This is a genomic window from Brucella tritici, assembly GCF_902825325.1.
Classification (GTDB): domain Bacteria; phylum Pseudomonadota; class Alphaproteobacteria; order Rhizobiales; family Rhizobiaceae; genus Brucella.
Map to the genome: position 1 here is coordinate 1 of NZ_CADEAR010000030.1, position 17,830 is coordinate 17,830.

The window sequence follows — 17,830 nt, forward strand, 5'->3', positions numbered from 1 at the left end:
CCAAACCGAACTGACCGCAAGTTCATTGTTCGTTCGGGCTTAGCGTACGATTTATGACTGATCTTGTTCCGACCCCAGAGATAGACAAAACCACGCGCCATGGGGATATAGGTCAGATCCATTGCCCACACCTGGTTGGGCCGGGTGACCGCCAGCTTGCGCAGGAGATAGGGATAGATTTTGTGCCCTGGCGCTGGCTTCGAGGTGTTCGGGCGGCGATAGATTGCCTCAATGCCCATCTTTTTCATCAGCGTTGCGATATGAAGCCGCCCAGTTTCCAGCCCTTCTCCTCTCAAAAGCCCTTGCAACATCCGACTTCCGGCAAAAGGGTAGTCGAGATGCAGTTCGTCGATCCGCCGCATCAAAGCCAGATCGCTGTCCGACACTGATCGTGGAGAATAGTAGACGCTGCTACGGCTGAAGCCGAGAAGCCGGGCCTGCCTTGCAACCGACAGCTTGTGCGCGCGGTCAATCATTTTTTTCCGCCCAGCAATCCCGCCTTGCCGAGCGCACCGGACAAAAAATCGTTCTCCAGCGTCAGTTCGCCGATTTTGGCATGAAGCGTTTTGACATCAACGGTTGGCCCTGTCGGTTCCGCCTTGTTCTCATCACCGAAAACGCCGGTCGCCCCCTCAAGGAGCTGGTCTTTCCACTGCTTAATCTGGTTGGCATGCACGTCGAACTGCTGGGACAATTCCACCAGTGTCTGCTCGCCTCGAATGGCGGCAAGCGCCACCTTTGCCTTGAAAGCCGGGCTGTGGTTCCGGCGTGGTCGTCTCGTCATGGTATCTCCTGTTCTCGGCATCTAAGCCGAAGTCAGGCAGAAATTCCACTTATCTCCGCTGTCCAGATTTCCCGAACCACCTCTGCCTTCGAAAGTGACAAGCTGGTACAGCCCCTGCTTAATGTCGTATGATCAGGAACCGGTAGATCAATGCCCATCAAATCAAACAGCGATGACATCAAGCCTTCGGTTTGGCGCAAAGGTTGATGGAAGACGATCCCGCACATCAAAGACGTTTCGATTGCCAGATCAGAATAGACAGATTGGCCACCTGGTGTTGTCCGGCGCGGTGCCAACCAGCCTGTAATTGCCGTATCGCTGATCCAAAACGTAATACTGCCACGCTGTCGTAAACCACTATCATATTCACGCCAGTTTTTAACTCTGAACCTCTGCAACGGTATTCGGTGACGGCGAGCAGCGTTGTGTTTGAATGGCATGAGCGCGATCCCATAGATCAAATGCGCAACTCATAAAGCTGGTTTCTGTAAGTTCGGTAAACACGCAATGGATCCGTGCACCAACGTCCGTCTTAAGGATGCTTTCGTACCCATTAAGGTCTGGGTCTATCCGCTCCATGTTCAGAATGAACTACGACACTGGCCAGAACAGGATGAGCGGCAGCGAAACTGGCTCACCCCAAAAGAAGCGCGGCTTCTGGTCGATGAACCAGAGTTAGTCAGTCTGATCGACAGGCTCGATAATACTACTCACGCCTGATATGCAGTCAGCCACCACTCCGGTGGCCGTTATCATTATAATTGCATGCAAGCTGTTGCTTGCTTCACAGAGTATGGCCCATCTTAGCGGGCCAGCAAAACGCCCGTTTTTTCGCTGACTGCGCGCTCATATATAAGGGCAGCAACAGCGAGATCCCCCGAAGCAATGCCCTTAAAGAAAAAGGCTTTTCTTCCGTGATCATCGAGAGGGTGATTTATCAAACTCTCAAGATCCATTGCGACCTGAACTGATTTTATTTCGTTGCCCTCAACATCATATGGATGTTTGCTCTGCTTCAGGCTGTCTGTGGCAATGAAATCAAATCCATTAAATCCTTCTGCAATCCAGCTGCGACCCAGATCAACCATGACTGCGAGTGCATTGGGTTTTAGTTTGCGACCATCCAGATAGGGCTTAAGTCCAGCGGCAGCAGGCACTGTGCTGATAACAATATCGCAAGTTTCCAGTACTTCATCAGGATGGTGAGAAACCTGGGCTTTCATGGACCGATTGGCGGCAAAATCTGCAATTTTCCTCGCTGATTGCTCACTGCGGCTAAAGCAAAAAACCTGTTCTAAAGATGGGTAGAGATCGCGAAATGCGAGAAGATGTTCACGAGCTTGTTGGCCGCAACCAATGAAACCAATGGAAACAGGATTGGATCTGTACATGTATTGCGCTGCAAGTGCAGAAATTGCAGCAGTTCTCACGAGTGTTATGTAATTGCCATCCATAATCGCCAGCGGCTGGCCTGTTTCAAGGTCATTAACGCAGATGAGCGAATGGATATTATCAAGTTTTGATCCTGGAGTTGATGGGACCACTGAAACCCATTTGATAGTAGCAACTCCCTTGCCTGTAGAGTCACTGGTCAGGGCGGGCATGCATTGAAAACTGTGGCCTGTCGCATAGGCCAGTGTTGTTTTCGGTTCAAATTTGAGTTGCCCGGCTGCTGTAGCCCGTACAGCTTCGGCGATCGCGTCGCGCAACTCGCTTCTTTCTGGCGCGAGTTGCTCGACTTGCGCACGGGACAGATAAAGAAGATCTTGTGTCATTAAAATCTCTTTGCTGAAAAAGGTTTTAGTGCCGGATCCGCATACTGAGGATTTGTAAGCAGTTGGCCAACCATTTTTGCGGTTGCGGGAGCCATCGAAACACCAGTGTGCCCATGCCCGAATGCATAGACAATATCCGGGCAGGCACTCGATCTGTCGATCACTGGCATGCTGTCAGGGGTAGAAGGCCGGTGACCCATCCAAACATCGTGCTCACCCTGATCAGCCCGCTGCTTGAGTAATGGAAAGGCGCGTTTGGCATAGGATTGCAAAATTTGTGAGCGCTCCCAGCGTGGAGGGGCATCCAGGCTCGCTAGTTCAACCTGACCGGCAAGTCGCAATCCGGTTGACGTAGGAACTATCGCCATTTTGCCTTCCGCATGCATTATGCCATGATTGACTGTAAAGCCGGGATCCTTAATCGTGATGTGATAGCCTCTTTCGGAGATTAGCGGAATTTTATCACCCAGCTGTGCTGCAAGCGTTTTGGACCATGCACCTGCGGCAATAACAGCCTGATTACATACAATATCGCCACAGCTGGTTTTAACTGCGGTCAGTTTTTTGCCGCTAAGCTTAAATCCTTTGACTTCTGCCTGTATAATCCTGCCGCCACGAGATTTGAAAAGCTCTCCAATTGCACGACAGTATTCGGATGGGTTGGCCAGCGTCGCTGCATCCTCAATCATCATCCCATAGCGATAATCAGAGGAGAGGGCGGGTTCGAGATGCCTCAACTCATCGGCTTCCAGGAGACGAACGCGGATATTGTGCTTTCTGCGCAGTTCCCAGCCCTTGCTGTCAGCCTCGAGCTCCTTGCGATTGCGGTAGATATACATGGTGCCGGTTGCAAGAATCAGATGCTCAACGCCGGCTGCTTTTGCAAAATGCTGATATTGACCCACCGGATCATCCAGCAAAGGTAAGCGTTCTACGATCTGCTCTTCAATTTTTTGCCAGTTGCGTCCCGCCCAGAGGAAACGCAGAAGCCATCCCGTCAATGAGGGAAGATGCCGCCAACGTATGGTAAATGGACCATTCTTGTCCAGCAGATAGCCAGGCACTTCTTTCCAGAGGCCGGGAACAGAAATAGGCATAATAGCGCCTGCATTAATCCAGCAGCCATTACCAAAAGATGCGCCCTGTCTGCCACCGACTTCATCGCGCTCAATAAGGCAGACGTTTTTTCCCTGCTCTTGCAATGTAAGAGCGGAGAACAGGCCCAAAAGCCCCCCGCCAATCACACATATTGTCTGATTGCCGCCCGTTTTGTTTTGCTCCATATCAAGCGGCTCCCCCCGCACGTCGCCCGCTTCCAGGCTGAACAATGTCGAATTCTGATTTTAGTTTATCGCTTGTCTTGATGTCCGATTTGAAACGGGAAATGCGATAAGGCTCGATTGAAACCTGGTTATCCCGTCCTAAAATCAGATTGGTTAAACAAAGGCCAACGGCTGGGCCAATCTGGAAACCACCGCCACTGCCACCGAATGCGTGATACAGTCCCGGGGTGGTTTCTGATGGGCTTACTATCGGAAGCATGTCTGGCAGATAAGCCTCCACGCCAGACCAGACGCGAATGATTTCTGCATTATTGAGCGCTGGCATGTAACGGCCGATTGCCCGCATGCCATTGAGTGTTTTAGCTGGTGGCACAAATGTATGTTTGCCATCTTCATTTGACATGGTTCGCGGGTAGCCGGCGAAGATGAAATTACCACGTGAAATTTGTCTGATAATAAGATCGCCGTCGATACTATAAACGGAAGGTTTAAGTACGTAAGGGAGGGGTTCGGTTACGAATTGCGGTGGGCCCGCGCGAAACAGAGGTACGGTTTCGCCAAAGCTTTCTGCTATCCTGTCAGCCCAGCCTCCAGCGGCATTCACAACTACTTCTGACAAGAACCTTTGGCCATTGGAACTGGTCAGCTCGAAACCCGCAGCAGTTTTTTGAATCTGCGTAATTGGGCAGTTTTCTATAATTGAGCCGCCACGTTGTTTAAATGCTCGCGCTATAGCTGGCGTGGCGAGACGCGGGTTGGCGACGGCGCAGGCTGGAGAATAAGAAGCAACAAGTGCATCGCTACTCAGCCAGGGGAGGTTCTTGCGCAATGCTTCACCTTCCCAGAGATCAATCGACAGTCCACACTGACGTGAGTTGCTGGCGTAGTAAAAAAGCTTTTCGCGGCTTTTTTCATTGTGTGCGAAATAAATCATACCATTTCGCTCATATTCGCAGGGTGATCCGAACTCCTGTTCGAAACCTTCCCAATATTCCTGCGCTAACAAAGACAGCGGATATTGCTCAAGCGCACGTCCCTGTAATCGCAATCCACCGAAATTTGCACCACTGGAAGCGGCGCCGATAAAACCGCTTTCGATAAGCAGTACGCTTTGTCCGGCTTTAGCAAGAAAATATGCAGTGCAGACTCCGAAAAGCCCGCCACCAACAACGATGGCGTCGTGCTTTTTATCCATTTTCCTGTTCCTGCTTATTCAGAAAGCTTTCAGATACGCCCACCGGCATTGGGCGAAACGGCGCTTGTGCCCTTAATCTTCCTGTGGCCTCAGGCGATTTACCAGAGCTGCAAACGGCGAGTTCCTGCAAAGTCTGGTTACAATAGCGGCCCTGGCATCTTCCCATTCCACAACGCGTGATGGCTTTAATACGATTAACTTCAGTGTGAGCAATGTCTGCTTCCACAGTTTTGCGGATTTCACCTACGGTTACTCTTTCACAGCGACAGACATATGTTTGATCCGACAATAAGGCTGCATTTTCGTGCGGCCAGCGGAATGCGCTCGCCATAGCGCGTTGAAAATTGCGCAATCGACTGACTTTTTTTGCAAGACTCTGAAACTCGCGCTGATCCGTTGGCTTGCCCATCTGCTTCAGCATGGTAAGAGCTGCTAGCCTGCCCGAAGCATCTGCTGCTTCTGCACCGCCGATAGCCACGCAATCACCAGCCAGCCAAAGATCATCACGCGCCTGACCATCATTGGATATGAGTGGAAGCCATTGACGGAAATGTGGGTCAAATTCGATTTTTGCTCCCGCAAGTTCAGCCAATTGCGTTTCTGGCTTCAGGCCAAAGCCAAATCCTATGGCATCACATTCAAGCCGTTGTGTTGTACCATTCTGATCCGCATAGACGACTGCTTCCACATGGCCGTTGCCTTCAAACCTGGTAAGTCTGACGCCGTTGAATATTTTAACACCGCAGGATTTAAGCTCATTAATGAGGCTTACACCCTCAAATAAGGTTTTTAATGAGTAGCGCGCCATATGAAATGCGGCTTTGTACTTTGCGTGCTGAGTCGTGGTGTCGAGAATCGTTACATCACGAAATCCCAGCCGGACATATTGCGCAGCAGCCAGATAAAGCAGCGGTGAAGATCCCGCAAAAACAATTTTCTTCCCGATCGAACTCGCATGGGTTTTCAGCGCAACCTGCGCGCCCCCAAGAGAATATACACCGCCCAGTTGCCAGCCCTCAACAGCGAGAATACGGTCAGTCGCACCGATTGCAATAAGCAGCTGCTGATAAGGAATTTCCTGTTGGTGGCGTTGGGAAACAGTCGAAACTACATTGTCGTATATGGCCCAGGCCATCGTGCCGGGCCGATAGTCGCAATGGTTCAGAATGGTGTCTTCTTCGTTTTGGCGACGTAAGGCTTTTTCGTAATATTTACGACCAAATATCGTATGGCCATAGGATTCAATACTGGGATGAAGGCGGCGAGTACCCTGACCGCCTGGATTATTCGTCTCTTCAAGGATGATGGGTCTTATGCCAGCTTCTACAAAAGCTTTGGCGGCTGCAAGCCCGGCTGGACCAGCGCCTATGATGACCGGGGGCAAGTCAAACTGTCTGGCGGTCATGCTGAAAACCCGTGCATTGGTGCGCGGCTCAAGAGCCTCTGCCCTTCTTCGACTATCGAGCGACATGCGCGTAACCGCTCCCCATCCTGTGTCCAGACAGAGCAATCCTGGCATGCTCCCATAAGGCAGAACCCCGCCCTTGGCGCACCGTCAAATTCTGAGAATGACAAATGCTGGCTTTCGCGCAGCAAAGCCGAAATTACAGTCTCGCCTCGATAGGCTCGTACAGGGTGGTTATCGAAGTGAATAATAAGATCCGGCTGTTTATCCGTTCTTATAGGAAGAAACTGGCTTCCACCCATGTAATTGCCCCTGTTATGGATATGCAATAATAACTATGGCATAATGGTAAGATTAAGCTTTCATACTTGTCAATAAAAATGCATGCAACCTTCATACTTTAACTGAAAGACATTGAGTGAGCCGCAGCAATGACCAGATTGGCAAACTTTGCCGGCACGTCTTCACGCTTGTAACGCGCGAGAGTTACGGCTACGCTGACAGACCCCAGGACATCACCGTTAGGATGAGTAATAGGGGCTGCGATAGAAGCGTCAGCGTGATATATTTCTTCATAGGCTGTAGCAAAACCGGCGGCACGAGCCTCAGCGACCATCGCCATGATTCGATCCGGATCAGTAGGTGTGTCGCGTGTGTAGCTTAAAAGCTTGGAAGACTCTAATATTTCAGCTACTTTTTCGCGCGGAAGGCGTGAAAGTATTGCCCTTCCCGGAGCAGTGCAGTAAGCCGGAAGGCGAGATCCTATAATAACGTCAGTATTGAGAAGATGTCTGCTTAAAAATCTTGTTACGAATACAATTTCATTGCCATCAAGAACTGTAAGATTTACCGTTTCTTCTGTTTGTTTGCTTAGGTGCTGCAATATTGGCATTGCTCTATCGACCAGCTTAGAGCTTCCAATAAAGTGGTGGGCTAAATCCAGAGCCTTGACCGAAAGCTCATACTGGCGATTTTGCGGATGTTTATTAAGATAGCCAAGCTGCTGTAGTGTATGAGCAAACCTTTGTGCCGTACTGATGTCTATATTCGCTTTTTGGGCAAGCTGAGACAGAGTCATGGCCGGATCATAACGATCAAAAGACCGAAGAATATTGAAGGCCTTCGCCACGGATTGCACCATTAAAGGATCCGCTTTTTTCTTGCTGTCTACCATAATGCCACCCTTTCAGTGCTATCCGACGATTGTACGTCAATAACAAAAACTCAATTCTGGACTCAATAGAGCAAGATTCTTGCTGCTGTTGCGTCGATCATTAGCAGAAAAATCTGTTTCTTCGTAACTTTTCCTTGACGGTGATCACGTTCCTTGTTTCTATATAATAATTATTATTGCATTACAATAACGGAGGCGCAGTTGAGCAGCTTTATTCTCACGGAAACAATCGGAGCGGTTCGTCGCATTACACTGAATCGTCCAGAGAAGCTCAACGCATGGAATAAGCCCATGCGCGACCAGCTTATAGCGGCGCTCAAGGATGCTGAGCAGGATGATGAAATCCGTGCATTGATTCTGACAGGAGCAGGTGACCGCGCTTTTGGTGCTGGTCAGGATCTGAGTGAAAGTAAGACATTTGATTCTTCCAGCACTGAAGGCTGGATGGGTGAATGGAAGGCTCTTTATTCGCTGTTCCGCGATTCTTCCAAGCCAATCGTAGCTGCATTGAATGGTGTTGCCGCAGGCTCGGCGTTTCAGATCGCGCTGTTGTGTGATCTGCGCGTGGCTCATTCCGGTGTCACTATGGGGCAGCCAGAAATCAATTCAGGTATCCCAACAGTAACCGGCAACTGGATTATGCGTGAAATGATCGGTCTTTCCCGCACGATAGATCTTACGCTTACCGGACGTATGCTTGATGCAGCAGAAGCTTATTCCTTTGGTCTGATTTCGCGACTGGTTGATCAGGTAAAAGTCCAGGATGAAGCGCTGGAGCTAGCTAATCATCTGGCTTCGCTGCCACCAGTTGCAATGCGCCTTAACCGCCAGCGGATTGCAGAAGTAACCCAGGATGGTTTCGATAACGCAATGGAGCGTGGCGTTGTAATCCAGACTGAAGCCTACGCGACCGGCGAACCGCAGGCAATGATGGAAAAATTCTTTGCGGTGCGTGCAGCTCGTAAGGCGGGGGCGTAAGCCTCCGCATTTCAGAGGCCCTGATTTTGCGGGTCATAACAACAACAGACGATACGGTTCCGCCATAGGCATCTGGAATTCCAGCCTGATCTGATCAAATAGGGGCAATCGTCTAATTATAACAGGGGATAAAATGAAAAAGTCTTCATTTGACATTAGCCGCCGTACGTTACTCCTTGGGGGGACTGTTGCATTGGCGATGCCCATGATCAACCGTAAGGCATGGGCCAGCGAGAGTCTTGTTGTTGCAGATCCGGGTGGGCCATTCGCAGAAGGCTATCGTGCGGCATTCTACGATGATTTCACTGCCGAAACAGGCATTGAGATTCAAGGTGTCGCTCGTGACGCGGAACCTACAGCGCAGTTTAAATCCATCGTTGAAACCGGCTCGTATATCTGGGATGTCTGCACGGCAACGCTTTCAGCTCGTCTTATCCTTGAGCGGGAAGGTCTGCTTGAGCCGCTCAATATCCCTGCCGAGGCTGTCGTTGATGTGATGCCAGAAGCGGTTCATCCCAACATGCTGGGAACTGATGTTTATTCAGCCGTGCTCGCTTTTAATAAAGAAACCTGTGAGAAGGCGCCGGGAAGCTGGGCAGATTTCTGGAATGTTGAAGAATTCCCCGGTCGTCGTTCGCTGCGTAAAAACCCGTTGGATACGCTGGAAGTCGCCTTGCTGGCTGACGGCGTTGATCCAAAGGATCTCTATCCTCTTGATCTCGATCGTGCTTTCCGCAAGCTTGATGAGATCAAGGATCATATTGATGTGTGGTGGACCGGTGGCGCGCAGTCAACACAGCTTCTTGAAAGCGGTGAAGTTGACATGATTGCTGGCTGGAATGCTCGTTTCCAGGCTGCAATTGACAATGGAACGCCGGCTGAAATCGTCTGGAACCAGGGTCTTTATTCAATCGAAGGCTGGGTTGTTCCTAAGGGTTGTCCGAAAGCCGATCTGGCACGTCAGTTCGTGGCATTCTGCGCACAAGCGAAGCAACAGGCAAAATTCACACCCTATGTTGCCTATGGTCCTACCAACCTGAAGGCCTACGACTTCATTCCGCCAGAGCGTGCGGCGATCCTGCCAACTGCTCCGCAGAATTTGAGCAAGATGACGCTGGCCTCTGACCCATACTGGCTGGAGCACCGCAATGCAGCGACTGAACGCTTCAATGGCTGGCTGTTGCAGTAGAGTAAACATACGACGGGAGAGCGCAGGCTCCCCCGTCAGCTCCTGCCCGCACACTGCTTGAACTTGATACGGCTTTAAAAAGATACCAGACTACGGAGTAGTAATGACTGAGGACGCCCGCTCTGAGAAACTTTTGCTTGATGGCATCTCCAAAAAATATGGGGATTTCACGGCGCTCAAGCCAACCCAACTTACCATCATGGATGGAGAGTTTCTCACATTGCTCGGACCTTCAGGGTCAGGAAAAACCACTCTTCTACAGATCATTTCGGGTCTGGTAGAGCCCACGACGGGGAAGATGTTTTTCGAGGGCGAAGACTGGACATATCGCCCGGTGAATGCACGCGGTATGGGTATGGTGTTCCAGCATTATGCCTTGTTCCCCCATATGACTGTTTCCGAGAACATCGCTTTCCCGCTAAAAATGCGTGGGATGAGCCACTCAGATATCAGCAAAAAAGTCACAGAAACACTTGATAAAGTTCAGCTTGGAGCATTTGGGCATCGGTTCCCTCGCGAGCTTTCTGGTGGGCAGCAGCAGCGTGTGGCACTGGCCCGTTGTTTTGTGTACCGCCCCAAAATCATTCTGATGGATGAGCCTCTGGGTGCTCTGGATAAGTCACTGCGCGAAAACATGCAGCTTGAGATCCGTCGTTTGCATCAGGAATTTGGCACGACAGTTATCTACGTGACACATGATCAGGAAGAAGCACTGGTTATGTCAGATCGTATCTGCGTCATGAATCATGCACAGATTGAGCAGATTGCTCCGCCGCGATCGATCTATCTCAATCCTGAAACTGTCTTTGCAGCTTCCTTTATTGGTCAATCCAATATTATCAAGGGCAAGCGCTCTTCTGCGAATGCTGATATCGCTACTATTGAAACATCCGTGGGAAGTTTCACCGGCCAGTTCACTGCGCGCGATAAGCAAAGTCAGGTACTTGCACTTGTCATTCGACCAGAACAGATTTTCGTCGGCCAGCCTCAATCAGCCGAGCAGGATAGTCTGGAGGGTGTTCTGGAGGATATGGTCTATATCGGTTCGGATGTACGTCTGCTGGTCAAGCTATCTGATGGCAGCCAGTTCAGCGTGCGTCATGATCCGCTGGCAGCAAATCTTCCATCGGTGGGCGATAGAATTCGTCTCTACTGGAACCGATCTGTTGCGAGGATCGTATCATGACGAACACCTCAGCAAAAACCTGGAAACCCGATGCGATCTGGCTCGCAGCACCAGCTTTGCTGCTTCTTGCTGTTTTCTTTTTGCTTCCTATGTTCCGCCTTCTGGGGCTTAGCTTTACGGATGATGCTGAGGGAAGCTTTTCGCTCGTCAATTATGAGCGACTTGGGGACAGCCTGCTCTATTGGAGAATTTTGGGCATCACGCTTGAAATTTCCGCGCTGACTGCGATTTTCTCGGTGCTTTTCGGCTACCCGATTGCTATGTGGCTTGCCAGCCTTGAAGATCGCAAGCGTGGCAACATGCTGATGCTTGTTCTGCTGCCTTTCTGGACGTCATATCTGGTGAAAACCTTTGCCTGGATGATCCTGCTGGGCAAGAATGGTGTTTTCAACTCAATCCTACTTGGATCTGGTGTCGCTGATCGCCCGGTCAATCTCATGTATAATGAATTGGGCGTGTTGATCGGTATGGTTCATGCCATGATACCGCTTGCCGTCCTTTCTATGTTGCCGGTCATGACTGGAATTGATAACCGTCTGACTCTGGCTGCCTCCACTATGGGTGCCAGTCGTTCGGATCGTTTCTGGCTGGTCTATTTCCCGCTCTCAATGCCAGGTGTTGTGGCGGCAGGTCTGCTGACCTTCATCACTTCGTTAGGTTTCTTTATCGTTCCGGCATTTCTTGGCGGACGTCAGCAGACGATGCTTGCTCAGGCAATCATTACTCAGGTTCAGGAAATCGTAAACTGGCCCTTTGCTGCTGTTCTTGCAACAATGCTGGTCGTTGCAGCACTTGTGGTTATAGGGATCTATAATAAGCTCTTTGGACTGTCTTCCCTTTCTTCCGGCAATGGTGTCCAAAGCAAGAAAGCAATGTCGCCTGACAATCCGCTGCGTAAGCTGGGTTATGGGATACTTGCCCTTGTGGCCCGGATTTTCCGCCCACTGGATCGTCTTTTCCCACCGAAAGAAGGCGGCAGTCCGTTCAGAACCATTTATGTGGTATTGCTTATCGGCTTTTTGATGCTGCCTGGCCTGATTGTCATTCCACTTAGCTTTACCTCGGGCAGAAATCTTGCTTTCCCACCTCCCGGGTTCTCGCTGCGTTGGTTTGAAGAATATTTCAACTCAGCAATCTGGATGAGCGCAACGATGCGTTCCTTTGGGGTGGCCTTCGCTACGGCTTTCTTCGCCACGGTATTGGGTGGACTGGCAGCACTTGCTCTGTCCCGCAGTTCATCACGTCTGAATGGTCTGATCTTTGGTCTGATATTAGCGCCGATGATTGTACCCAGAATCGTAATTGCGGTTGGCCTGTTTTACCTGATGGCGCAGATCGGTCTTGTCGCGACGGATACGGGGCTGGTAATCGGCCACACACTCCTGGCGCTTCCATATGCGTTCATCACTATCGGGTCGGTGCTTAAAAACTACGATTGGCGTCTTAATCAGGCGGCAGAAACCATGGGCGCAGGCAAGCTGACAGTTTTGCGTCTGATTACCATTCCCCTATTGCGTGGTGGGCTTCTGTCTGCTGCTTTGTTTGCTTTCGTTACTTCACTGGACGAGCTGACTATTGCGATCTTCGTATCCGGTGGACTGAAAACGACGCTTCCAAAGCAGATGTGGGACGACATGTTCCTTCAGCTTAATCCAACACTTGCCGCAGTCTCTGTCATCGTTCTTCTGATCGTGACGGTAATCCTGCTCCTGGCGCGTAAACTCGAGAGATAATTCAAAGATAACCTCCCTCTTTGAATACGAATACTAAGGATGCAAAATGCATATCCATGGACTGGTGCGGTCATTTATGGACCGCGCGCAAAGCAGTGCGCAAAATACTTACGCGACTCTGAACGGCCAGTTGTGCAATTTTGACGACCTTTACAAGGCGTCTGAAGCTATTGGCCACGTATTAGCGAAAGAAGATCTTAAGTCTGGCGACCGTGTGGTTGTCATGATGCCAAATAGCCCATACTCACTGGCTATGATTTTTGCGCTATTGCGTCGGGGATTAGTATGGGTGCCGGTTAATCCGGCACTGGTGGGCAACGCACTGGATAATGTATTCCGCACAACAGAGCCAAAGCTTGCTTTCTGTGAGCCTTCTGTCGCTGAAACAATACGTGCCAGTGCTGAGCTTACCGGTACAACAGTTCAGGTTGTGGCGGATACTTCCTTTCCTGAATATACTGGCGACGCACCTGCTGTAGATTTGCCAGAGCCACAGGATCTGGCAGCAATCATGTTCACTTCCGGCACCACCGGACCGGCAAAGGGTGTGATGGTCACCCATATGATGCTGGAACTTGCTTGTCATTCCGTGGCTCTTTGCACAGATCTCAAGCCTGGCGACAAGTTCTTTATGTGGGAGCCCTTCTATCATATCGGCGGCGCGCAGGTGATACTGCTACCACTCTTTCATGACATTACCCTCACCATGACCGAGCGGTTCAGTGGCTCTCAATTCTGGCGTCAGGTCAGTGAGACCGGCTGTACACATATTCATCATTTGGGTGGTATTATTCAGATCCTGCTGAAGCAGCCTGAAAGTCCGTTTGACCGTAACCACAATGTGCGTGTGGCATGGGGAGGGGGCTGCGCTCCCTCAGTCTGGCGTGCTTTTGAAGAACGCTTTGGTGTTCAGATCCGTGAATGTTACGGAATGACTGAATGCTCATCCCTGACCACATATAATGCTGAAAACGTTGTGGGATCTGTTGGCCGGCCCCTGCCTTATTTTAACGTGCGGCTGATTGACGAGAATGGCAAGGCGCTTGGGCCTGGTGAAGGGAAGGGTGAAATTGTAGTTTCGACTACATTACCCGGAGCTATTACCGCAGGCTATTACCGCAACGCTGAAGCAACTGCCAAAGCAGTGAAAGCTGACGGTTTCTATACGGGTGACCTCGGTTCCTGGGATGAAGATGGCCATCTTTATTTCCATGGGCGCACAGGAGATTCTATTCGTTGTAAAGGCGAAAATGTTTCTGCGTTTGAAGTCGAAAGTGTCGCTAATCGCCATCCGGATGTTGAAGAGTCAGCTTTGGTGGGTGTCAAAGCCGAAATTGGCGAATATGACATTCATCTCTTCATCGAACCGCGCGCTGGCGCAAACCCGGATCCGCTTGAAATATGGACATGGCTTTCAAGTCAGCTGGCTCCATTTCAGCGGCCGAGATTTATTTCTTTGGTTGAAGGTTTCCCCAGAACACCAAGCCAGAGAATTCAGAAACATCTTCTGGATGTAAGTCCGGATAATCGTTGGGAGGCACCTCAAAAGGTGAAAGGTAAAGCAATATGAGCTGTGATGTTCTGATTACGGGTACGGGAATGTTTGCAGGGCGAATTGCTCTGGACATCGCATCCACTGCAAAAACACCGGTCAATGTTGTGATTGCCGGCAGGAATAAAATGCGCCTTAACTGGCTGAAAACTGCTGGTAATGCACGCGCAGCGATGTTTTCAACGCCGGCGCGGTTTTCAACTATCGAAGTTGACATGGTTGCAGATGGTGCCAGTGACTGGCTGCTTGACGAATGCAATCCGCGTATCGTGGTGCAGGCTGCGTCTATTCAAACTTCAACCGTGATTTCCGATAAAGGCAATCGCTGGACCCAGCTGGTAGCCGAAGGCGGATTGAGCGCAACGGCTGTGTTTCAGTCGCTGATTTCGTCACGCATGGCGGCAGCAATCTCCGGTCGTAAGAACCGTCCTTTGTTGATTAACTGCTCTTTCCCGGATGTGGTCAATGGCGTCATCAAAGCGATGGGACATGATGTACTTTGCGGCACTGGCAATGTCGCTATTCTGTCTAATGTATTTGATGGTGCTTATGAACATTCAGAATCTGATCCATTGCGTGTAATTGCGCATTATCAGTGCCTTGCCGCATGGCGTAAGCCACCGGAAGAACGAGCAGGGGCTGTTGCTCCTCTTGTTTATGTTGGTGAAGAAAAACTGGATAATGTCTTTGAAACGTTCAGACAGTGCCAGCTGACACCTGAACCCGCCATTGAAATTTCAGGGGCATCCGGTGTGACTCTCATTCTCGCACTGGCCGCAGGAACCGCGTGGCGTGGACATGCTCCAGGTCCGGATGGCTTGCCCGGTGGATATCCTGTGCGTCTGGACAATAACGAGCTGGTTCTTGACCTCCCTGCTTCCATCACGCGGGAAGAAGCGATTGAATGGAATTCAGGCTTCGAAGAAAAGAATGGCCTCGTTGTTGAAGGTGAAACAGTTCGATATCGCGGCAAACTTAAGTCTCTGCTGGAAGAAGAAAATTTCCAATATGCTGACGGGTTTGATGCAAAAGACCTGGAACAGGTCTGTTCCGATATGTTGTCTTTGCGGGATCGTTTGATGGGCGAAACCGTCTGACAAACTTTAACCATTCGCTGACCAGCGCTGCCATCCCCCCGGCAGATACTGGTCAGCGAGGATCGTGGCGCTGAAAAAATTTTTCGTGTAAGCGAGAAATCAGCGCCCGATCCACTAATCTAACGGTACGGAGGCGTGCCATAATTAATCAATCTGCTCCTTGTTCACCGCAATTGAGCTTGTCTTTCATATATGCAATTATGGTGCTGGCACGAACTGCTATCGTGGCAGCTATTCCTATTCTTGCTTTAAAATTTCTTGGTCACGCCAATTATATCAGCACTCTTTATCTTTCAGTGAGTCTGATATGCCTTGCCTTCAGTCTGTTTCTTCCCAGAATTATTTCATCTATCGGATTATGGCGCTCATTAATAATGGCAGCATTATTCGGTGTTCTCTCCGCAGTATCGTTTCTTGCTAACAATATTTGGTTTCTGTTTCCAGGGCTGTTATTTCAGTTCCTGATGTTCACTCTCTTTGAGAGTGCGATCAATATTTATACTACTCAGATTATACCGCGCCGCGATCTGTCTTTTTTTGAATCTCGTCGGGTTTTGTTTTCTGGTTTCACTTATCTTGCAGGACCATTATTGTGTGGCTGGGCAATCCACAAAGATATCCTGTGGCTGCCAATCATGCTCAGTGGCGTTTGCGCAATTTGTGTGCCCTTATTGCTTAAGTTGCTGATACCATGGGCAGCAAAAATTCAACCGGCTGTCCAACTTGCCATGCCGGGCTTTAAAGACCTCGTCCTTTTCAAATCACAGCCCCGCCTTGTATTAGCCTGGCTCCTGGCTGTAAGCAGGTCATCCTGGTGGCAAGTATATACAGTCTATACGCCGGTATTTGTTGTAATGGCCGGATTTAGCAGTGCGTCAGTCGGCCCAATTATTGCATTGGGTGCAGGTACCCTAATTCTGGCACCGTTCTGGCAGATTATATCGCGCAGATACGGGCTTCGTCTTACCTTTTTCTACGGTTACCTGATGTGTGGTGTGTTCACAGTGACCGCTGGAATTTTAGGAATAGATCATCCGTACTGGGCTGTAGCATCCTTAATCGGTGGAGCACTTGCTATCAGCGCTGTCGATAGTGGGGGAAATGCGCCATTTTTGCGGGCTGTGCGCCCGCATCAAAGAATAAAAATGGTCCCACTTTACAATACATATCGCGACATAGCCCAGATTGTCCCATCAGCAATTTTTGCAATTATACTGATCTACCTTAATATATCATCCGTCTTTGTATTTATGGGGTTATTTGTTATGGCTATTTCATTTTATTGTTTGAAATTGCATAAAAGGCTATAGTTTTGTTAAGGCAGGTACGTGCCACCTATGAGTATAGTACCGATAGATTTATCCGGCCTGGTGGAGAAGGGGTGAAATAGCAGACTGAATGAAGCCTTCCATTCTAGACGCTTGCAGTTATGACACCATCCGGCACTGTTACGTTAACCTGAGCAAGTTCGCACTTTTGTCTATGGTGCTGAAATTATGCAGCTTTCAGGCATGCGATTTCACGCCACATACTCGTGGCGGTCTGACGCAGCTCGCGATGGTCTGCTGAGGTGAGAAGGTTGCGGGGAAAGTAGTGGAGATTGTAGACCGGGTCGTGAATGGATGTGAAGCGTTGCACGTGTCGCGCTGATTTAAAGCGCTTCATGACCCGCTCTCGTCGTCGGATGGGCTGGTGCGAATTCTCAGCGCGGTTGTTCAAGCCTTTGTGCTGACGATGCTCGCAAACGCTCATCCCCAGTTCTCGTTTGGCAGCACCATAAGATCTCAGCTTATCGCTGATCATGACACGGGCTGAACAGCCCTGGCCGCGTAGAAGTTTACGCATGAAACGCTTGGCAGCCTTGGTATTGCGGCGCTTCTGAACAAGAACATCGAGTACAAAGCCATCCTGATCAACGGCGCGCCACAGAAAGTGCTTCTCACCTTTGATGGTGATGACCATTTCATCAAGGTGCCATTTATCACCAAGGCGTGGGGTGCGACGACGGATCGTATTGGCATATTCACGTCCAAACTTCTCCGCCCATTCATGCACCGTCTTGTGAGTAACAATGATCCCACGGTAAGCCAGCATATCTTCGACCATGCGAAAGCTGAGAGGAAAGCGATAATACAAACATACAGCCTCGGCGATGATCTCAGCAGGAAAACGATGGCGGTGATAAAGTGAGGAACGAGATTCGATCATGGCCTATTTTCGCAGCTTATGCTTGCGCCAAAGTTAACGTAACTGTGCCCGTCTATGTCCTCGACGGTCTATTCGATCACGACACGACTCTGGAGATCGAAGAGCATTTTACCGATACCGGTGGCGCAAGCGATCATGTTTTTGCGCTCTTCGCCCTAATCGGGAAGCGTTTTGCGCCGCGACTTCGAAACATCGTGAGCGCGACGAACATCCCACCTTTTCTTTTGTGAATGATGCCGCGAGATAAGCTCCTTCATTGATAGGAGCGGAC

General features: G+C 50.0%; 14 protein-coding genes and 3 pseudogenes. 8 read left to right on the forward strand and 9 right to left on the reverse strand.

Going from position 1 to position 17,830, the window contains the following annotated elements; all coding sequences use genetic code 11:
• Positions 1 to 77: 77 nt before the first annotated feature.
• The 8 genes and pseudogenes from HWX93_RS21270 to HWX93_RS21305 form a co-directional block, all read right to left on the reverse strand.
• Positions 78 to 784, reverse strand: a pseudogene (locus HWX93_RS21270) (IS3 family transposase); the annotation flags it as partial.
• Positions 785 to 873: 89 nt separating this feature from the next.
• Positions 874 to 1,224: pseudogene (locus tag HWX93_RS21275) on the reverse strand (transposase); the annotation flags it as partial.
• 363 nt (positions 1,225 to 1,587) lie between these two features.
• Positions 1,588 to 2,559, reverse strand: coding sequence for an ornithine cyclodeaminase family protein (locus HWX93_RS21280; protein ID WP_176038653.1), 972 nt, complete (start codon positions 2,557 to 2,559; stop codon positions 1,588 to 1,590).
• Entirely contained in the window at positions 2,559 to 3,842 is a 1,284-nt protein-coding gene (locus HWX93_RS21285) for an NAD(P)/FAD-dependent oxidoreductase (protein WP_176038654.1), read from the reverse strand. The genes HWX93_RS21280 and HWX93_RS21285 overlap by 1 nt, the downstream gene beginning before the upstream one ends.
• Position 3,843: 1 nt before the next feature.
• Positions 3,844 to 5,037, reverse strand: a complete 1,194-nt coding sequence (locus HWX93_RS21290; RefSeq protein ID WP_176038655.1) for an NAD(P)/FAD-dependent oxidoreductase — start codon at positions 5,035 to 5,037, stop codon at positions 3,844 to 3,846.
• Complete coding sequence (locus HWX93_RS21295; protein WP_235969177.1) at positions 5,030 to 6,508, reverse strand: NAD(P)/FAD-dependent oxidoreductase; 1,479 nt, start codon at positions 6,506 to 6,508, stop codon at positions 5,030 to 5,032. Before HWX93_RS21295 ends, HWX93_RS21290 begins: the two co-directional genes overlap by 8 nt.
• On the reverse strand, positions 6,439 to 6,744 hold the full coding sequence (locus HWX93_RS21300) for a (2Fe-2S)-binding protein (protein WP_176038657.1): 306 nt from the start codon (positions 6,742 to 6,744) through the stop codon (positions 6,439 to 6,441). The genes HWX93_RS21295 and HWX93_RS21300 overlap by 70 nt, the downstream gene beginning before the upstream one ends.
• A gap of 98 nt (positions 6,745 to 6,842) precedes the next feature.
• A complete protein-coding gene (locus tag HWX93_RS21305) occupies positions 6,843 to 7,616 on the reverse strand; it encodes an IclR family transcriptional regulator (RefSeq protein WP_235969178.1) in 774 nt (257 codons plus the stop codon).
• Between the two features lie 201 nt (positions 7,617 to 7,817).
• Between HWX93_RS21305 and HWX93_RS21310 the strand changes: the two genes are divergently transcribed.
• From HWX93_RS21310 to HWX93_RS21340, 7 genes are all read left to right on the forward strand, one after another.
• A complete protein-coding gene (locus tag HWX93_RS21310) occupies positions 7,818 to 8,594 on the forward strand; it encodes an enoyl-CoA hydratase/isomerase family protein (protein WP_176038658.1) in 777 nt (258 codons plus the stop codon).
• A 205-nt stretch (positions 8,595 to 8,799) separates the two neighbouring features.
• Positions 8,800 to 9,783, forward strand: coding sequence for an ABC transporter substrate-binding protein (locus HWX93_RS21315; RefSeq protein ID WP_235969179.1), 984 nt, complete (start codon positions 8,800 to 8,802; stop codon positions 9,781 to 9,783).
• 103 nt (positions 9,784 to 9,886) lie between these two features.
• Positions 9,887 to 10,969, forward strand: coding sequence for an ABC transporter ATP-binding protein (locus tag HWX93_RS21320; protein ID WP_176038660.1), 1,083 nt, complete (start codon positions 9,887 to 9,889; stop codon positions 10,967 to 10,969).
• Complete coding sequence (locus HWX93_RS21325; RefSeq protein ID WP_176038661.1) at positions 10,966 to 12,702, forward strand: ABC transporter permease subunit; 1,737 nt, start codon at positions 10,966 to 10,968, stop codon at positions 12,700 to 12,702. Before HWX93_RS21320 ends, HWX93_RS21325 begins: the two co-directional genes overlap by 4 nt.
• A gap of 46 nt (positions 12,703 to 12,748) precedes the next feature.
• Positions 12,749 to 14,272 (forward strand): class I adenylate-forming enzyme family protein, encoded by a 1,524-nt coding sequence (locus HWX93_RS21330; RefSeq protein WP_176038662.1) that lies wholly within the window; start codon positions 12,749 to 12,751, stop codon positions 14,270 to 14,272.
• Entirely contained in the window at positions 14,269 to 15,351 is a 1,083-nt protein-coding gene (locus tag HWX93_RS21335) for a hypothetical protein (RefSeq protein ID WP_176038663.1), read from the forward strand. The genes HWX93_RS21330 and HWX93_RS21335 overlap by 4 nt, the downstream gene beginning before the upstream one ends.
• 179 nt (positions 15,352 to 15,530) lie before the next feature.
• Entirely contained in the window at positions 15,531 to 16,661 is a 1,131-nt protein-coding gene (locus HWX93_RS21340; protein WP_328700195.1) for an MFS transporter, read from the forward strand.
• Between the two features lie 184 nt (positions 16,662 to 16,845).
• Here HWX93_RS21340 and HWX93_RS21345 read toward each other — a convergent pair whose 3' ends face one another.
• Positions 16,846 to 17,559: an IS6 family transposase gene (locus HWX93_RS21345; protein ID WP_176038665.1), complete on the reverse strand. Its 714-nt coding sequence runs from the start codon at positions 17,557 to 17,559 to the stop codon at positions 16,846 to 16,848.
• A gap of 53 nt (positions 17,560 to 17,612) precedes the next feature.
• Between HWX93_RS21345 and HWX93_RS21350 the strand changes: the two are divergent.
• A pseudogene (locus HWX93_RS21350) lies at positions 17,613 to 17,753 on the forward strand (Tn3 family transposase); the annotation flags it as partial.
• Positions 17,754 to 17,830: the final 77 nt, after the last annotated feature.

What these genes read in the sequence shown, in the direction of transcription:
- HWX93_RS21280 (WP_176038653.1), bottom strand. Translation starts at nt 2,559, where the DNA reads ATGACACAAGATCTTCTTTATCTGTCCCGTGCGCAAGTCGAGCAACTC.
- HWX93_RS21285 (WP_176038654.1), bottom strand. Translation starts at nt 3,842, where the DNA reads ATGGAGCAAAACAAAACGGGCGGCAATCAGACAATATGTGTGATTGGC.
- HWX93_RS21290 (WP_176038655.1), bottom strand. Translation starts at nt 5,037, where the DNA reads ATGGATAAAAAGCACGACGCCATCGTTGTTGGTGGCGGGCTTTTCGGA.
- HWX93_RS21295 (WP_235969177.1), bottom strand. Translation starts at nt 6,508, where the DNA reads ATGTCGCTCGATAGTCGAAGAAGGGCAGAGGCTCTTGAGCCGCGCACC.
- HWX93_RS21300 (WP_176038657.1), bottom strand. Translation starts at nt 6,744, where the DNA reads ATGGGTGGAAGCCAGTTTCTTCCTATAAGAACGGATAAACAGCCGGAT.
- HWX93_RS21305 (WP_235969178.1), bottom strand. Translation starts at nt 7,616, where the DNA reads ATGGTAGACAGCAAGAAAAAAGCGGATCCTTTAATGGTGCAATCCGTG.
- HWX93_RS21315 (WP_235969179.1), top strand. Translation starts at nt 8,800, where the DNA reads ATGATCAACCGTAAGGCATGGGCCAGCGAGAGTCTTGTTGTTGCAGAT.
- HWX93_RS21320 (WP_176038660.1), top strand. Translation starts at nt 9,887, where the DNA reads ATGACTGAGGACGCCCGCTCTGAGAAACTTTTGCTTGATGGCATCTCC.
- HWX93_RS21325 (WP_176038661.1), top strand. Translation starts at nt 10,966, where the DNA reads ATGACGAACACCTCAGCAAAAACCTGGAAACCCGATGCGATCTGGCTC.
- HWX93_RS21330 (WP_176038662.1), top strand. Translation starts at nt 12,749, where the DNA reads ATGCATATCCATGGACTGGTGCGGTCATTTATGGACCGCGCGCAAAGC.
- HWX93_RS21335 (WP_176038663.1), top strand. Translation starts at nt 14,269, where the DNA reads ATGAGCTGTGATGTTCTGATTACGGGTACGGGAATGTTTGCAGGGCGA.
- HWX93_RS21345 (WP_176038665.1), bottom strand. Translation starts at nt 17,559, where the DNA reads ATGATCGAATCTCGTTCCTCACTTTATCACCGCCATCGTTTTCCTGCT.